Annotated in this window: 7 protein-coding genes and 2 pseudogenes; 4 read left to right on the top strand and 5 right to left on the bottom strand. The window is 64.0% G+C overall.

Features of this window, described 5'->3' with window-relative positions; translation table 11 throughout:
- The first annotated feature begins 40 nt into the window (after positions 1–40).
- A complete protein-coding gene (locus JX552_RS13490) occupies positions 41–685 on the top strand; it encodes a pyridoxamine 5'-phosphate oxidase family protein (RefSeq protein ID WP_205878424.1) in 645 nt (214 codons plus the stop codon).
- A 78-nt stretch (positions 686–763) separates the two neighbouring features.
- On the opposite strand, the gene ilvA is transcribed toward JX552_RS13490, so the two are convergent.
- From ilvA to JX552_RS13475, 3 genes are all read right to left on the bottom strand, one after another.
- Positions 764–2,047 carry a threonine ammonia-lyase gene (gene ilvA, locus JX552_RS13485; RefSeq protein ID WP_205877862.1) on the bottom strand — a complete coding sequence of 428 codons (1,284 nt, stop codon included), beginning with the start codon at positions 2,045–2,047 and terminating at the stop codon, positions 764–766.
- A gap of 197 nt (positions 2,048–2,244) precedes the next feature.
- The gene (locus JX552_RS13480) at positions 2,245–3,552 is read right to left on the bottom strand and encodes a PPE family protein, SVP subgroup (protein WP_205877861.1); all 1,308 of its coding nucleotides are present in this window, start codon (positions 3,550–3,552) and stop codon (positions 2,245–2,247) included.
- Positions 3,552–5,459 carry an NAD-binding protein gene (locus JX552_RS13475; RefSeq protein ID WP_205877860.1) on the bottom strand — a complete coding sequence of 636 codons (1,908 nt, stop codon included), beginning with the start codon at positions 5,457–5,459 and terminating at the stop codon, positions 3,552–3,554. The genes JX552_RS13480 and JX552_RS13475 overlap by 1 nt, the downstream gene beginning before the upstream one ends.
- A 604-nt stretch (positions 5,460–6,063) precedes the next feature.
- Here JX552_RS13475 and JX552_RS13470 point away from each other — a divergent pair.
- A pseudogene (locus JX552_RS13470) lies at positions 6,064–7,983 on the top strand (APC family permease); the annotation flags it as partial.
- 95 nt (positions 7,984–8,078) lie between these two features.
- Positions 8,079–10,010 (top strand): annotated as a pseudogene (locus tag JX552_RS13465) (APC family permease); the annotation flags it as partial.
- A 68-nt stretch (positions 10,011–10,078) separates the two neighbouring features.
- Here the strand turns inward: JX552_RS13465 and JX552_RS13460 are convergent.
- On the bottom strand, positions 10,079–11,965 hold the full coding sequence (locus JX552_RS13460; protein ID WP_205877857.1) for a lysophospholipid acyltransferase: 1,887 nt from the start codon (positions 11,963–11,965) through the stop codon (positions 10,079–10,081).
- A 677-nt stretch (positions 11,966–12,642) separates the two neighbouring features.
- On the opposite strand from JX552_RS13460, the gene JX552_RS13455 reads away from it, so the two are divergent.
- On the top strand, positions 12,643–14,685 hold the full coding sequence (locus tag JX552_RS13455) for a PPE family protein (protein WP_205877856.1): 2,043 nt from the start codon (positions 12,643–12,645) through the stop codon (positions 14,683–14,685).
- Positions 14,686–14,709: 24 nt separating this feature from the next.
- Here JX552_RS13455 and dnaE read toward each other — a convergent pair whose 3' ends face one another.
- The gene (dnaE, locus tag JX552_RS13450) at positions 14,710–18,243 is read right to left on the bottom strand and encodes a DNA polymerase III subunit alpha (RefSeq protein ID WP_205877855.1); all 3,534 of its coding nucleotides are present in this window, start codon (positions 18,241–18,243) and stop codon (positions 14,710–14,712) included.
- Positions 18,244–18,277 lie beyond the last annotated feature (34 nt).

Here is an 18,277-nt window from a genome sequence, read left to right as displayed (position 1 = left end):
GCTACTCATTATGTACTAGAACAAACATGAAGGCAAGATGATGGACACGGCGTATCAACCCACCCCACGCACGACCCCGTCCCGCTACCGGGATCGCGGGCACTATGACCGCGAGACCGTGCACCAGATCCTGGACGAGTCGCTGATCTGCCACCTCGGCTATGTCCGCGATGGCCGGCCCGTGGTCTTGCCGACCATCCACACCCGCATCGACGAGACCCTCTACATCCACGGCTCCTCGGGCAGCGGCCCGATGATGGCAGCCCGACTGTCCGGCATGCCCGTCTGCGTCACGGTCACGCTCCTCGACGGATTGGTGCTGGCCCGGTCGGCGATGCACCACTCGATGAACTACCGCTCGGTCGTCGCGGTCGGAACGGCGCGCGTCGTTGAAGATCCCGACGAGAAACGGCGAGCGCTGCATGCGGTGCTCGACCACATTCGGGCCGGCCGGGCCGACGACTGCCGGTCGCCGAACGCTCGAGAACTCGCCGCGACCGCTGTGCTGGCGCTGGATTTGGTGGAAGTCTCGGCCAAGGTGCGCGCCGGCGGCGTGGCCGACGACGCCGAAGACCTGGCCCTGCCGTACTGGGCGGGCGTAGTGCCGTTGTCCTTGGGTGCCGGGATTCCAATCCCCGACGGGGATTTGGACCCCGCTCAGCCACTGCCGGCCTACCTAGGCTGACGATTGCCGAGCGTGCACTTCAGCACAGCGACACGCCGCCACCACCGGCACTAGGCGCACGCTCGCGACGCGCGGAACTCAGAGCAACAGATACCGGTACGCCGGCGATCCGGGAAGCAGGGTTTCGACGTGCATCTCGGTCGCCCGCATCCGGGCCAACAGACCGTCCAGATCCGCGGCAGAACCCAACTGGATACCAACCAATGCCTCACCGGTCTCCCGGTTGTTGCGCTTGACGTACTCGAACAGCGTGATGTCGTCGTTAGGACCGAGCACCTCGTCCAGAAAGCGCCGGAGCGCGCCCGGCTCCTGCGGAAAGTCGACCAGGAAATAGTGCTTGAGACCCAGGTGGACGAGTGAGCGCTCCAGTACCTCGCCGTAGCGGGACACGTCGTTGTTGCCGCCCGAGATCAAACACACCACGGTGGAGCCGGGTTCGACGTCAGCCTCCAGCAGACCGGCCACCGACAACGCACCCGCAGGCTCGGCGATGATGCCCTCGTTCTGGTACAGGTCAAGCATCGCGGTGCACACCGCACCTTCGTCGACCGTCGTGATCGACACCATGTCACCGGCCGCAGCCAGCGCGGCATAGGTCAACCTCCCGGCACACGCGACCGCGGCGCCGTCGACGAACTGGTCCACGTGCTCGAGGGTCACGGGCTCACCGGCGGCCAACGCGGCCATCATCGCGGCGGCCCCGGCCGGCTCGATGCCCAGCACCGCGGTGTTCGACGTCCGTTCGGCCAGGTAGCTGGTGATACCCGCGATGCAGCCGCCGCCACCGACGGGCACCACCACCACGTCTGGCTCATCGCCCAGGGCGTCCAGGATCTCCACGGCAATAGTGCCCTGACCGGCCATGGTGCGCAGGTCGTCGTAGGGCGGCACCAGCGTGGCGCCGGTGCGTGCGACGTCGTCGCGGGCCGCTGCGGCGGCCAGGTCGTACGTCGAGCCGCCCACGATCAGTTCGATGAACTCCCGTCCGTGGTAGCGGATCCGGTCGCGCTTTTGCTTCGGCGTCTTGGCTGGAACGTAGATGCGGCCGTGCACACCCAACGATCGGCACGCATAGGCGAAGCCCTGCGCGTGGTTGCCCGCCGACGAACACACCACTCCGGCGGCCAGCTCCTCGTCAGAAAGCTGAACCAACAGGTTGTAGGCGCCGCGCAGCTTGTAAGAACGCACCACCTGCAGGTCTTCGCGTTTGAGGTAGACGCTCGCGCCGGTGATCTCCGACAACCGGTCGCTGTATTGCAGGGGCGTGGGGGTGACCACCGGGGCGATTCGCTTGGCCGCACCGTCGATGTCAGCCGCGCACAGCGGCAACTCGCGTGGACTTTGGCTCAGTTCGGCGGACACCGGTTAATGGTGCCATGCCGCCAGGAGCAGCGTTCAGCTCACCAGGGTGAGGACGATGAGCGGCATGCGCTTCATGTCCGCGGCCCCCGGCACCGCCGGATTGCGCGTACTTGTCGGCTTGCTCGCGCGACCAAGCCCACGAAGCCGGGTGCATCTTCACCCGATAGCGGGCATGCCGGCCACTTGGTGCGCCGACGTCACAGGTCGAGGAGCCGATTCCGCTGTTGGATGAACTGCTCCTCGGTGATCAGACCCTCATCTCGGAGCTTGGCGAATTCGCGGATCTCGGCGGCTATTCCGGTTACCGCGGTGCGGGGCGCCGGGTCTCCGCCGGTCTTCTCGGGGTCCTCCCGGGGCGCGACCGCACACACGACCGCAGGCTGTCTGACTCGCTCGCGTACGCCTACCCTGTCGGTCAAGGCCCGGCCCGCCGTGCTGGCCAGAGCCAGGTTAGTCAACGCGTCGCTGGAGCCGGCCGCCACCATCTGCTGCCCGGCAACGCCGACGCTTGTTGGCATGGCCAACGCGACCGGGCGAACCGCTGGCGTCGCCGCCGTCCAGGTCGGCGGCACTGACAACGAACCCACCGCGTTCGCCTCGCCGACACCAGCCGACACTGCGCCTTCGGACACTTTGACGGTTACCGACGAAGACGCTTCTTTCATGCCGGAAATGACGCCCTCGTCCCTCCAGGCGGTGACGATGTCGTCGGTGTGCAGTCCTGTCTGGGCGCCGACGACATCGAGAGGAAGGGAGACCGCGGCCAACGGACCCATCGGAGCATCAATGACGTACGTGATCAAATCGGCCCCCAAGTCGAACAGGTCTATCGGACTCAAGCCTTTGGACGCGAAGTTACTCAGCCGATCCGGAATGGCCGAAAACATCCGCGCCGCTTGTATGACTGCGTCGCGCGCGGTTCCGGAAGACACCGACGCGGCCGTGCCGACCGCGTGCGCCCGGTCTGCTAACCCCGCCAAATCGGCGGTCTGCCGCGGGGAGCTGAATGGCGTGATGCGCGTGGCTGTCGCGGCCTCACCCGCGTAGCCGTACATCGCGGCCACGTCCTGCGCCCACATCTCGCCGTACTCAGCTTCGGTCACCGCGATCGCCGGTGTGTTCTGTCCCAGCAGATTGGTGGCGACCAGGGACATCAACAGGCTGCGGTTGGCCGCAACCACCTCCGGCGGCACAGATCCCGCGAATGCCACCTCGTAGGCGACAGCAGCCGCGGTCGCCTGCGCGGCTGTCTCTTCGGCCTGCGCAGCGGTACTGCGAATCCACGCCACGAACGAGGCAGCGGCGGCGGCCATGCTCGTCGACGACGCACCTAACCATGGCCCGCCAGCCAATGCGCAGACGACCGATCCGTAGGCGCTGGCCGCCAGGTACAGTTCCGCGGCGATGCTTGCCCAGGCGTCCGCGGCAGTCAGCATCGACCCCGAGCCCGGGCCAGCGTAGATCCGGCCCGAGTTGACCTCGGGCGGCAAAAAGGCAAATTCCATTACGACCGATAGCTATTCATCCCAGTGGGCAAACTGACCGGGCCCGCGTCGGCAGGTTCGCTTGCTCTCCACTCCTCCGTGCCACCTTCGTCACCGCACCGGATCGATCTTGATTCGGACTCAAGCTGGTTGCGCGTGTCACCGAGCGACCTGACGTTCGACGGCTGCCCGTCGCGCCCCGGCTCGTCTTCGATGGGAGGCTGGCCGGCGGCCTGCCCCTTCCGCAACGTCGCCAACAGTTCCCGGTACGGACCGACCAGGTAGACGGTGTCGCCGGCGTTGAGGCGCACGTCGCGGCCCAGGTTCAACTGAACCTGCGCGTCCTCCCGGGCGACCGCGATGACGCGCGTGTGGGTGGACATCTTGAAGATCTGCATGCCGTCGAGTTCGCTGCCCGGCGCCACGTGCATCCCACCGATCAGGAAGGAACGGTTACTGACCGAGAACGTACCCAGAACGTGTAGGCCTATCGCCGCGCCGATGAACCACGGGGCGGCCAGTTCGACTGTGGAGCGGACGTTTTCGAAGCCGAAACGCTGCGCCACCGCGGAGCCGAGCTCGTGGTCGTACACCCGCAACACCACCGGCACCTCTGGACTGGTTCGGTTGGCAGGGGAACGCTTCTTGTGGCCCAACATTTCCCGCAGCACGATCCCGGTTTCGATGTTGATCATGTCGTCCCGAGTCAACACCGCGACCGCCCGCGCTCGATCGATGCGAGCCGCTGCCAACGTCTGGGGCAACGTGGCGTCTCCGAAAATCACCGGCACGTCGAGTTGATTCGCCTCGGCGAGGAAGCGATTGTTCGGGTCACGCTCGATGACAGCCACATCGTGTCCTGCCGCGGTCAGATCTGTCACCACCCGGATGCCGAGGGCGCTGAGTCCGACCACAATCACGTGGTTATGCAGATGCCGGGCCCGGGGACGCCCGAACTCCAATACGAACCGACGCGACAGCAACACGTCGGCGACGAATGCGACCAGCAGTGCGGTCGTGGTGACGCCGCCCAGCATCAGACAGGCCGCAAACAGCCGCAGCCAGGTGGGTTGCTCAGCGAAGCTGAAGTCACCGTAGCCCGTAGTGGTGATGGTTTCGTTAGTGAAATAAAAGGCGTCTACCCACGACATTCCGGGGTTTGTGTAGGCGAAATGCAGCAAGGTGGTCGATCCGATAACCAGCACCGCCAACGCGACCATTACCGGGTAGAACGCGGGGTTGACGTCGCTGGGCAAGGCCCGTAAGGCCGCGATCGCACGGCGCAGCCGAGACTGACGCGACCGCTTCGTGGTATCGCGCGGAATCTCGATACCGAAAGCGTTGAGCTCACGGCGGGTGCCGATCATCGAGGTCCAGTCGCCGGCATGCACCTTCAGATCGCGGCCGGGGCACGCGATCACCTCACCCGCGCTGGCAGCGCCAGCAGGTACCACAGCTACCGGTGCCAATTTGCCGTATATCTCTCGCAGCGTCGCATCCCGCGGCGCATCGGCTCCGAACACTACGAAGTCGATACCGGCGACCTCGAAGGGGTGCGTGGTCCGCGCCAGGCAGGTCTCGACGACCGCCGCAGCCGCCAGGCTGGCCACGTCGAAGATTGCGCTGGGCCCCTCGTCGGCAGCCACTGCCTCGCGGAGCACGTCGTTAGCCAGCCGAGCGACCACGCGAATATCCGGGTTGGCCTTGCGGGCCAGCAGTGCTATCTCCAGATTGGTCGCGTCGTCATCGCCAGCGCAGACGACGGCTGCCGCCCGGGCTATCCCCGCACTTGCCAGCTCGGCCTTGACCCGCGTGCCAGCCCGCTCGGCACCGGTGAGCCGGACCACATTAGCGCCGGCCCGCTTCAATTCTTCAATGATCGTCGTCGCGAGCGCGTCGTCGCCGCTGACGATCACCCGCTCGGACATAATTCCTGCTCTTTCATCAATCTTGTTGCAGGAAAACGTGAATCAGCACACCCACGACGCCGCGGCACGTTCACCGATCGAGAACCAGTGCAATTACCCATAGCTCCGATCCATAACTTCTTCTGTGCGATAGGCAGACTCACATCGCTGAGCCCGACTCCCCCCGCAACCACAACGGGTTGAGAACATGCACTGATGCTAACAAGGCGATGCAGCTTGCCACGTGATGATCGAGCGGGAGACCGCGGTCCGGTTTCATTAATTGCCAAGTCGCACAGAGATATTGCCGAATATTGAGACTTGCTGTGGATACCCTGTCATAAAGTTGTGTACTGAATTCGCTGTAGCGCAACATGTCTCCTAGGCACGAAATGTAATATCTTGGTGCCACTTTCGTGTCGTGTTGTTAACTATCTGCTGCAGCTGCTTTTTCAGACAAAGTGATGATTTTACATGTGATTTGTGCGTCAACCTGAGAATCCGCTTGAGATGCACCTGGAATGTTCTGCGTCCCGCCCGTTGCATGCGGACCAGAACGCCCGGAAGCGCTAGTGTCTTACCGGCATCGGCAAATGATGAAGGAATGTGATCTGTGACAACAACTTTGGATGAGAGTCAGGGATCATGGTGGTCGCTCTCCGACGTCTGCAAGCGCGGACTGCTGGGGAAGCCACTGATAAATGACCAACTCCGGCATGAGCGGTTGTCCAATCCTGTTGCTATGGGCGTGCTTTCGCCGGACGCAATCTCTTCGACCGCATACGGTTCAGAACAGATCATGATCGAACTGCTACCGGCGGCGGGCATGGCGGCGTTCGCACTCTTGCTGCCGATCACCGGGGTGATCCTGCTGATCTTGGTGCTGGTGGCCGCGTGCTATCGGCAGGTTGTCATGGTGTACACCCGATCGGGCGGTTCCTACGTGGTCGCTCGGGAGAACTTCGGGCCGCGCGTCGCGCAGATCGCGGCAGCGGCACTGCTGATCGACTACGTAGTTACGGTGGCGGTGCAGTGCTCCGCGGGAACGGTGGCGGTCGTGTCCGCCGTGCCGATGCTAGGTCCCTACAGCCTGGAAATCACCGTCGGCGTGGTGCTGCTGATGTGCTTCGCGAATCTGCGCGGCTTGCGCGAAGCCGGCGTCCGGTTCGCTCTGCCGACCTATGCCTTCGTCGCGATGGTCACGCTGACGATCCTGGTCGGCGGCGCTCGCGCGACCTTCGGAAACCTGCCGATTTACGACCCCGAGCACATGCCGGGGGTGGTACCAGTTCACCACGGCAGCGGTCTCATCATGGGTGCGACCGTCCTCATCGTGTTGCGTGCCTTCGCCAACGGCGGCTCGTCGCTGACCGGCGTCGAGGCGATCTCGAACACGGTGAACAGCTTTCGTCCACCGGAGGGAATCAACGCCCGCCGCGTCATGACCGTGATGGCAGGCATCCTCGCCTTCCTGCTCGCGGGGGTCGCCTGGCTGGCCTACGCGACTCACGCGGCCCCCTATGTGGATGGCTACCCGTCGATGCTGTCCGAGATCGCCCGGGCGGTATTCGGTCATGGGCCGATCGGCAACGGGTTGTACCTGCTGGTGCAGGCGTCCACCGCGGCAATTCTGTTCACCGGCGGTAACACCAGCTTCAACGGCTTCCCGGCGCTGGCCAGTTTCGTCGCTGAGGACCGCTTCCTGCCGCGTCCGCTGACCAAGCGTGGCCACCGACTGGTGTTCTCCAACGGAATTCTCACGCTCACCGCGCTGTCGGTGACGCTGCTGATCGTCACCGGCGGTTCGGTCGACGCCCTGGTTCCGTTTTACGCAATCGGCGTGTTCACCGGATTTTCGATGGCCGGCTACGGCATGAGTAAGCACTATCTCGACCACCGCGGTCCTGGCTGGCGGGCCAAGGTTGCACTCAACCTGTCCGCCGGACTCTTGTCGACAACGGTGGTAGGCATTTTCGCGGTCGCCAAATTCACCGAGGGCGCCTGGCTCATCGTGTTGGTGTTCCCGATTCTGGTATTCGCCCTGACACGGCTCAATCGTCAATACCGTGCTGAGGCTTCGGTGCTCGAGATGTCACGCGACGACCGCCCCGATGCAGCCCGATACACCCGTCACCGGGTCTTTATTTTCGTGGACTCGGTCGACCTCGCCGAAGTCGAGGCACTGCGTTACGGGAATGGACTGCACGCCGACGATCTCACCGCCGTTCACTTCGTGATCGACGGCGACCGTGCCGAGCGGTTGCAGGCCCGGTGGGCGCTCTTCGAACACGAGACACCGCTGCGCATCGTCGACTGCCCCGATCGGCAGCTGAGCCGCGTCGCATACGAACTCGTTAACGACGCGCTCGACGACCATCGCGATACCAAGGTGACTGTCCTGCTGCCGCGTCGAATGTATTCACCACTCTTGGGCCGGCTGCTGCACGACCGAACCGCCGACAAGATCGCGCGGGCGGTCAGCCGGGTCCCTGGCGCAACCGCGCAGATCGTGCCGTATGACATGGGATCGCGAATTGCCGAAGCGACCCGCGCGCCGAGGTCAGCAAGGCAGGTTCCGTTACCGCCGGTTGTCGGCCGCTGATCTTCAACCGCCTTGAGACCCTAGGAAAGTGATGTGCTGTGACCACACGGAATAGCGGGCTGGCACCGTCGTTTTCGGACAGGTGCAAGCGGATCTTGCTGGGCAAGCCGCTGACCAACGATCAGCTTGATTCTGAGCGATTGCCCAACCACGTTGCGCTCGGTGCACTTTCACCGGACGCAATCTCGTCGACCGCATACGGTCCGGAACAGATTATGGTCGAGTTGCTGCCTGCGGCCGGCATGTCCGCGTTCGCCTTGCTGTTGCCGATCACCGGGGTCGTCCTGCTGATCCTGGTGCTGGTGACCGCGTCCTATCGCCAGGTCGTGGTCGCCTACGCCCGCAGGGGCGGTGCCTACATGGTCGCTCGAGAGAACTTCGTTCCCCGAGCCGCGCAGGTGGCCGCAGCTGCGCTCTTGATCGACTACGTCGTCACCGTCGCGGTGCAACCGGCGGCGGGAACGGTCGCTGTAGTCTCGGCCCTGCCGGCGCTGCGCCCCTACCACCTAGAAATCACCGTGGCCGTCGTGGTGTTGATGTGTTTTGTCAACCTGCGCGGCCTACGGCAGTCGGGTCGCTTGTTCGCCTTCACGACCTACGCGTTCGTCACGATGATAACGCTGACCATCGTGACGGGCTTCGTCCGCGAAATCTTCTGGAACTTACCCACATACAACCCGCAACAAATGACCGGAGTGGTGCCCGTACATCAGGGTAGTGGGCTGATAATGGGTGCGACGATCTTGATCGTGTTGCGGGCGTTCGCCAATGGAGGCACGTCGCTGACCGGCATTGAGGCGATCTCGAACACGGTTAACACCTTCCGCCAGCCCCAGGGGGTCAACGCCCGTCGGGTTTTGACCGCAATGGCCTGCATCCTGGGCTTCCTGCTGGCCGGCGTGGCCTGGTTGGCCCATGTCACCCACGCCACGCCGTACCTCGACGAATACCCCTCGATGCTGTCGGAGATCGCACGTGCAGTCTTCGGCCACGGCCTGATCGGCAACATCCTCTACATCCTGGTGCAGGCATCCACCGCAGCGATCCTGTTCACCGGGTGCAACACGAGCTTCAACGGCTTCCCAGCGCTGGCCAGTTTCGTCGCCGAGGATCGCTTTTTGCCCCGGCCGATGACCAAACGTGGTCATCGGCTGGTGTTCTCCAACGGAATTCTCACCCTCACCGCGCTGTCGGTGACCCTGCTGCTCATCACCAAGGCCTCGGTCAACGCGCTGGTTCCGTTCTATGCGATCGGGGTGTTCACCGGCTTCGCGATGGCCGGGTACGGCATGAGCAAACACCACCTCGTCCATCGCGGCCGGCGCTGGCGTGGCAAGTTCGCGGTTAACCTGGCGGCTGGCATCTCGTCGTCGATCGTGGTGGCGATCTTTGTCATCGCTAAGTTCACCGACGGTGCTTGGCTTATCGTCGTCGTCTTCCCATTGCTGGTATTCGCCCTGATCCGACTCAATCGCCAGTACCGCGCGGAGGCCTCGGTGCTGGAGACATCGATCACCGAGCGGCCCGATGTCGGCCGACACGACCGGCTGAGGGTGCTGGTGTTTGTTGATTCCGTCGACCTAGCCGTGGTCGAGGCGCTGCGCTACGGAAACGGATTGCACGCCGACGACGTAACCGCGGTGCACTTCGTGATCGATGCCGACCATGCTGACCGCCTGCGGGACCGCTGGGCACACTTCGAACAAGCGACACTGCTGCGGGTGGTCGATTGCCCCGACCGTCACGTGAGCAGGGCCGCACACGACCTGGTGCGCCGGGTACTCACCGAGCACCCCGACTCACGCGTGACAGCACTGCTGCCGCGACGGACGTACTCGCCGCTGCTGGGCCGGCTGTTGCACGACCGCACGGCCGACAAGATGGCACGCGCTGTCAGCCGGATCCGGGGCGCAACCGCAATCGTCGTGCCCTACGACATCGAATCCCGCATTGCACGGGCCGCCCCCGACGGTGTCGATTTCCCGCGCCCGCCAGCACGCGATGAAGTCCCGGCGCCGCTCGGCAGCCTGGTGGGCGACTAGAACGCCGCACTTCGGGCCCGGTCCAGTTCCGCGATCACGTTCACCCGCCGGGATGCCGTGGCGATCTCGTCGGCGAACTCACGGCGCCGCTTGGCGATGTCGGCCTGGTCGGGCCCGTCCACCAGCTCGCGATGCCGGGCCAGTCGCAGCGCGGTCTTGAACAGCTCCATCGACCGCGATTCGGCGTTGGCGATTCTGCGCTGCAACTCCCACTGCTTGCCCACCTCGAGGCACTCAGTGAGAAACGCGTCCTCGTCCAGCGCCTCGTCCTCCAAGGCGGCGAGCCGATCGGCGACGATGTGGTAAGCGTCCAAGAACGGGCGCAGGACCAGATGGGCCAGCAGCAGATCCGCCGACTCCAACAGGCGCCGGACATCGGCCGCGACGACCTCCTTGGACGTGTCCTCCACCGGCCCGATCAGCTTGACCTCATCGGCGAGCTCCATCTCGAACTGCGCGCGCGCCGAGAACAGAAACTCGAACTTCAGCAACTCGCGCAGGCCGAGCGCTTCGTCGCGCACGGCCGCCGGCGACACAAACCCCTCTCCAGAGCTCTCGGCACTCTCCGACGCCGCCAGCAACGCCAGCTCCGCAATCGCACGGTCGACGAGGATGTGGATGGCGGTGTTGCGGTAGAACGCCGCGACCAAATGCTGATCGGCGCCGATCCCCCACACCGCTTCGGTGCCGGCGTCGTAGACGCTCACCACCCCGGAGTTCACCATCTGATGCAGCGTCCAGCGGATCGTGGAGCGGTTGGTCAGGTCCGCGGCGCCGGCGACCGCCCAGTTGCGGGCGTTGATGTAACTGGCCAGCGGGCGCACCGTGGCCAGCACCTCGCTGATGGACAACGACCGGTCGGCGCCCAGCAGCGCCAGGCTCACCACCGCCGTGGGCGTCACCGGGGTGGCGCGGTTGATCCGGTGCTCGACGTCCAATGCGATACGTTCGACCACCGTCCCGGTTCCCGACGGGTCGGCGCGTAACTCCTCGAGGCGCTTACGCAGCGGGAGCGGCTCACCGAAATCGAGGTAGGCGCGTCCCAGCCGCTCACCCTGCTGGCGGGATAACCGGACCAGGAACCGCAGGTCTTCCGGCCGCTTGGTGGCGCCGTAGGCCTCGGTGGTCATCGCCTCCACCTCGTGCAGCTGGTCGTAGACGATCGATGTCGGCACCAAATACACTTCCGGCCCGTCGATTTCGTCCACCGCGTCGGTCAAGTAGCGCAGGATGCCGAACACCGGCGGCCGCAACTTGCCGGTGCGGGTACGTCCACCTTCGATCGACCAGGTGAGGTTGGTGTGATTCTGCACCAGCTGTGCGGTGTAGGCGCGCAGCACGAACCGGTAGACCGGGATGTCCTTGGTCTGGCGCCGGATGAAAATCGTGCCAGTGCGCTTGGCGAAGCCGCCCATCGGGAAGAAGTTCAGGTTGGCCCCGCCGAAAGTGAATGCCGACGACAGGCGGTTGGCCGCGATCTCCTCGGGCAGCAGCATCCCGTCCAGGTACGAGCGATGCGAGAACGCGAACGCGAGCGTCGCCTTGCGGTCCAGCGAACGCAAGGCAGCGATCTGATCCTCGTCCACGAGCACGTCGTACGCCCGCATCAGCCACCGGCTGAACCCGCGCCACGCCTGCACCGCGCGCTCGTCCAGCGAGGCCGCCACCTCGCGCAGATACCCCGCGGCCTCCACCCGCACGCTCTCGGGATCGCGGCCCAGTTCGGCGGCCAGCGCCTCGAGCCGCTTGCCAAACCAATCGGCGTCCAGCAACTGGGTCACCGCTTCCGGATCGGTACCTAACGCCGTCGTCGACTCATCGACCAATCCGGTGCGCTGCAACAGCTTTCGCACTCCGCTGCGGCCGACCTCCCGTGCCGTCATCACCCCACCCCCTGTCAGGCCGACTGTGCCGTCGGCGCGGCGCTGGGCTCGTGAGCGTGCGGTCGCGCGTCACCCATGTCAGCTCCTCGATTCCGGCGGTGTCTGAGCGTGCTCCACAACCCGCGTTGTGGTGGTTGCTCCCCCTGGAAATGCTAGACCGTCACCAGCGCGGCGCGCCGTTATTGGCCGCTGCCGGGCAATGACTACCTGGGCCGGCGGCCCGCTGCCTAGGTCGCAGGGACCAGGATATTGACTGCGCGAAGAATATCCGGCGCTCACTCGGCAGACGCTAGGTGCAGGCTATTGGCCGAAAGGTCCGCGCGTTTGCTGGTCACACGAAGCCACACCGTTATGCTGTTCAATTCATTTTCTTGGTTTGAGCAAAACCGGAAGCACTGATCGCCTCGCGAGATGTCGGACATAAACTTAGAATGTCATTCTAAAAAATGGCGTCTTGGGAAAGCCGGAGCCGCCGGTATGCATGCCCTCGGCTTGGGCACCATTCTGGGCCTCCGGTAGATGGGTTCCCTACCAGCCGATCCCGATGACGCGTGTGTCGAGCTTCACACATCCGTTCTTGAATATCGCTGGGCGCAATTACCGCCGCGGGTAGAGTGAGCCGTCGGCCCAATGTTGCGTCAAAATCGTAGTTCATCTCACCATCTCAGGAAATATCGATGACGAATTTTGCGGTTCTTCCCCCGGACATCAATTCGGCTTTAATGTTTGCCGGAGCGGGCTCTGTCCCGATGGTGGAAGCAGCTTCGGCATGGGATGCTTTGGCGACTGAGCTGGGCCGGGCGGCGGCGTCGTTCTCTTCTGCCATCTCGGACCTGGCGGATGCGGCGTGGCAAGGTGCCGGCGCGAGGGCAATGATGCAGGCGGCTACGTCGTATCTGGACTGGCTCGGCGCCGCCGTAGCACACGTCGATCGGTTGGCGGGTCAAGCCCGGTCGGTTGCGTCGGCCTTCGACGCGGCCAAAAGTCTGATCGTGCACCCCGCCGCGGTGGCCGCCAACCGCGAGCAACTGCTATCGCTGGTGCTCGGCAACGTGTTCGGCCAGAACGCCCCGGCCATCGCGGCCACCGAGGCGACCTACGAAGAAATGTGGACCCAAGACGTAGCGGTAATGCTCGGCTATCACGGCGAAGCGTCGGCTGCGGCCGCCGCGTTGACCGGGATTAGCCAACCGGTTCCCAGCCTTGCCGGTTCGGCAGCTCCAGCGGCACCGATCGTGCCCGGCCGGATCACCGATTTCGACCTCCGCAACATCACCATCGGCGCGTACGATCTCGATCTCGACAGACTCGGCATCGGCAACATCGGCCGCTTCAACGTAGGTTTCGGCAATATCGGAAACCTGAATCCGGGCAGTGCCAATACCGGTGCGCTCAACCTCGGCAGCGGGAACATCGGCGATTACAACCTGGGTTCGGGCAACGCCGGCAACCTCAATGCCGGCAGCGGCAACACCGGCTGGCTCAACCTGGGCAGTGGAAACCTGGGCAATTACAACCTGGGGTGGGGCAACATCGGCAGCTTCAACCCGGGTCATGGAAACATCGGCGACCTCAACTTCGGATCGGGAAATATCGGCGGCACCAACCTTGGACTGGGCAACATCGGTTCTGCCAATATCGGCTTGGGGAACACTGGTGACGGCAACGTCGGAGGCGGCAACACCGGCCTGTCGAACTTCGGTGCCGGCAATTTGGGCGACGGCAACTTCGGGTGGGGAAACAAGGGCAACAACAACTTTGGATTCGGAAACGCCGGCAACAACTGCATAGGCTTTGGCCTGAGCGGAGACAACCAAGTTGGCTTCGGCGCTCTCAACTCGGGCAGCGGCAATTTCGGCTTCGGCAATTCCGGCAAGAACAACATCGGATTTTTCAACTCTGGCGATGGCCAGCTCGGCGTGGGCAATTCCGGCGGCGGCAACGGCCTGCCCAGCTGGGAAATGTTCAGTTCCGGCTACATGAGTTCGGGTATCGGCAACTCGGGAGAGTACAGCACCGGCATCGGCAACTCCGGCGCGTTCAGCACCGGCGTCGGGAATTCAGGACCGCTCAACACCGGCTGGTTCAATTCCGGCAACGTCAACACCGGCTGGTTCAACTCGGGCATCACCAACACCGGAATCGGTAACTCGGGAGGCAGCGGGATTACCGGCAATATGGGATTGTTCAACTCTGGTCACACGAACGTCGGCAGCTTCAACGCAGGCAGCACCAACACCGGCGGGTTCAACTCCGGCGATGTCAACACCGGGTACGGCAACTCCGGCGACTCCAATACCGGATTCCTGAACTCCGGCGATCTCAACACCGGCCTGGGCAACTGGGTCAACCAGCCCGTGGCAAATTCCGGATGGTTGAATGACGGCACCCACAATTCCGGCTATGCGAATTCCGGTCACTACAATTCAGGCGCCGACAACGACAATGGCAAAGAAGGACCGGTCATCGGCAGCGCCGGCTTGGAGAATACCGGCAGCTTCAACGCAGGTTTACTCAATGTAGGCGACTACATTTCGGGATTCCGCAACGGCATACCCACGGTCTTCGGCGCCGCCGGGAATTCCGGCTTCGTCAACGTAGGCAAGTCGAGCTCCGGTTTCTTCAGCTTCGGCGACTTCATTTCCGGCTTTGGCAACTTCGACAACCACGTCTCAGGCTTCCTCAACGCGGATAATTACACTTCAGGCTCGTTTCACTAACGGACAACTCGCTCGACACTGACGCTAGCTGCCCAGGCAGCCCGGGCCGAGCAACTCCTTGAGATCACCCATCAGCGCCGGCGACGGCGTCACCCGCAGCGACTGATCGAGTTCCAACGTGGTGATCCGGTCCCCGCTGATCAGCCGCAGATGCACCTGCGAGGTCCCGGGGTGTCGGGCCAGCACCTGCTTGAGCGCGGTCACCTTGTCGATGGTGCACTGGCGGGTGGGCAGGCTGACGGCCAGCGGCCGATTCGGTTGGGCGTTCGAGAAGTCCGGCACCACAAGTTCATTGGCGATCAGGCTGATGCGGTCATCTCGAATGGCGACCTTCGCGTTGACCAGCACCACCACATCGTCGGCGATCTCGGCACCGTAGTTGGAGTACGTGTGCGGGAAGAACATCACCTCGATACCACCGGTGAGATCTTCCAATTGCGCTGAAGCCCAGGGCATTCCGTTCTTATTGACCCGCCGGTTCACCGAGGCCAGGATGCCGCCCACCCGCACCTGGGTTTCGTTGGCGACATCGCCGTCCAGAATGGCCGGGATGGCCGTGTCCACCTGCGTGGCCAGCAGGTGGGCCACCCCGTTGAGGGGGTGTCCGGAGACGTAGAGGCCCAGCATCTCGCGCTCCAGGGCCAGCTTGTGTTTGTCTTCCCACTCGTCGTCGGGCACCTTGATGGTGAACACGGCTTCGGTGCATCCGTCGTCCCCACCGAACAGGTCGAACTGCCCCATCGCCTCGGCCTTCTTGGTGCCCAGCACCGAGTCGACGGCGTCGGTGTGCACCAGGAACAGACCCTTGCGGGCATGCTTGAGCGAATCGAAGGCACCGGCCTTGATCAACGACTCGGTGACCTTCTTGTTGCAGACCGAAATGTCGATCTTGTTCAGATAATCCGAGAAGTCGGTGAACTTGCCCTTGTCATTCCGGGTCTTGATCAGGGAGCCGACCACGTTGGCGCCGACGTTGCGCACCGCGCCCAGTCCGAACCGGATGTCCTTGCCGACGGAGGCGAAGTTCACCAGCGACTCGTTGACGTCGGGCGGCAGGACGGTGATGCCCAGCTTGCGGCAGTCGGCCAGATAGACCGCGGCCTTGTCTTTGTCGTCACCGACCGAGGTGAGCAGGCCGGCCATGTACTCGGCGGGATAGTTGGCCTTCAGGTACGCCGTCCAATACGACACCAGACCGTAGCCGGCGGCATGCGATTTGTTGAAGGCGTACCCGGCGAACGGAAGAATGGTGTCCCACAACGCTTTCACCGCTTTTTCGGAGAACCCGTTGGTGGTCATGCCTTCGTAGAAGCCCTTGTACTCGGCTTCGAGCACCTCGAGCTTCTTCTTGCCCATGGCCTTACGTAACGCGTCGGCCTTGCCCATCGTGTACGAGGCGACCTTCTGGGCAATGAACATGATCTGCTCTTGGTAGACGATCAGCCCGTAGGTCTCCGACAGGATTTCCCGCAGCGGTTCCTCGAGTTCCGGGTGAATCGGCTTGACGGCCTGACGTCCGTTCTTGCGGTCGGCGTAGTCGTTGTGGGCGTTCATGCCCATCGGACCGGGCCGGTACAGGGCGAGGACGGCGACGATGTCGTTGAACTCGGTGGGCTGCATGCGGCGCAGCAGGTCACGCATCGGGCCGCCGTCGAGTTGGAACACACCGAGGGTGTCGCCGCGGCCCAGGAGTTCGTAGGTGGCCTTGTCGTCCAGGGGAACCGATTCCAGGTCGAGGTCGATTCCCCGGTTGGCCCTGATGTTTTCCAGCGCGTCGCCGATGATCGTCAGATTTCGCAGGCCCAGGAAGTCCATCTTCAGCAGGCCGATGGCCTCACACGACGGGTAGTCCCAGCCGGTGATGATGGCGCCGTCCTGCGGCCGCTTCCACAGCGGGATGGCCTCGGTCAGCGGCTCGCTGCTCATGATCACCGCGCACGCGTGCACACCGGCGTTGCGGATCAGGCCCTCCAGACCCCGCGCAGTCTGGTAGATGGTGCGCACGTCGGGATCGGTTTCGATCAGGCCGCGTACCTCGGCGGCCTCCTTGAAGCGTTCGTGGGCCGGATCGGTGATGCCGGACAGCGGAATGTCTTTGGCCATGATCGGCGGTGGCAGCGCCTTGGTGATCCGGTCGGCGATCGCGAAACCTGGCTGGCCGTAGTGGATGCGCGCCGAATCTTTCAGCGCGGCTTTGGTTTTAATGGTGCCGAAGGTGATGACCTGGGCGACACGGTCCTGCCCCCACTTGTCGGCGGCGTAGCGCACCATCTCCCCGCGGCGGCGGTCGTCGAAGTCGATGTCGATGTCGGGTGCCGACGGGCGCTCCGGGTTGAGGAATCGCTCGAACAGCAGACCGTGCGGAATGGGGTCGATGTTGGTGATGCCCATGGCGTAGGCCACCAACGAGCCCGCTGCCGATCCACGCCCCGGCCCCACCCGGATGTCGACCGAGCGCGCGTAGTTGATCAGGTCGGCCACGATCAGGAAGTAGGACGGAAAGCCCTTGTCGCAGATGACCTTGATCTCGTACTCGGCCCGGTCGATGTAGTCCTGCCCGACGCCGGCGGGGAAGCGCCGCTGCAGACCCGCCATCACCTCGTGATGCAGCCACGACGCGGTGTCATGCCCGTCGGGCACCGGGAAGATCGGCATCCGGTCGCGCGGGGTCCACACGTCGGCGTAGGACTGCACCCGCTCGGCGATCAACAGGGTCGAGTCACACGCCCCCGGAACTTGGCTGTCCCACAGCCGGCGCATCTCGGCGGCCGACTTGAGGTAGTAGCCGTCACCGTCGAACTTGAACCGGTTCGGGTCCGACAGCGTCTTGCCGGTCTGCACGCACAACAGCGCCTCGTGGTTGTGTGAGGCGTCGCGGGTGACGTAGTGGCAGTCATTGGTGGCCAGCGGCGGTATACCGAGCTTGCGGCCGATTTCCAGCAGGCCTTCACGAACCCGGTGTTCGATCGAGATGCCGTGGTCCATCAGCTCGAGGAAGAAGTTCCCGGCGCCGAAGATCTCCCGCCACTTGGCGGCCGCCTCCAGCGCCTCGCGATCGTGACCCAGCCGCAGCCGGGTCTGCACCTCACCGGACGGGCAGCCGGTGGTGGCGATGATGCCTTCGGCATGTTCGGCGATGAGTTCGGCATCCATGCGGGACCACTTGCCGAGCTGGCCTTCGAAGGAAGCCAGCGAGGACAGCTTGAACAGGTTGCGCAGGCCGGTCGCGTTCTCGGCCATCATCGTCATGTGCGTGTAGGAGCCGCTGCCCGACACGTCGTCGGACTTCTGGCTGGGATCACCCCAGGTGATGCGCCGGGTATCGAATCGGGAGGCCGGCGCGATGTAGGCCTCGACGCCGATGATCGGTTTGATCCCCACCTTGGTGGCTGAGTTGTAGAACTCGCTGGCGCCGAACATGTTTCCGTGGTCGGTCATGCCGATCGCAGGCATGTCCAGCCGTTGCGCCTCGGCCAGCATCGGCGAAATCTTCGCGGCACCGTCGAGCATCGAATACTCGGTGTGGTTGTGCAGGTGCACGAAGGAGGACTCGCTCATAGGCACGCCAGTCTATGACCGTCCACCGACACAT

This window comes from Mycobacterium gordonae, assembly GCF_017086405.1.
GTDB lineage: Bacteria > Actinomycetota > Actinomycetes > Mycobacteriales > Mycobacteriaceae > Mycobacterium > Mycobacterium gordonae_D.
The sequence above is the reverse complement of the archived record's forward strand: the minus strand, read 5'-3'. Positions and strand labels throughout refer to the sequence as shown.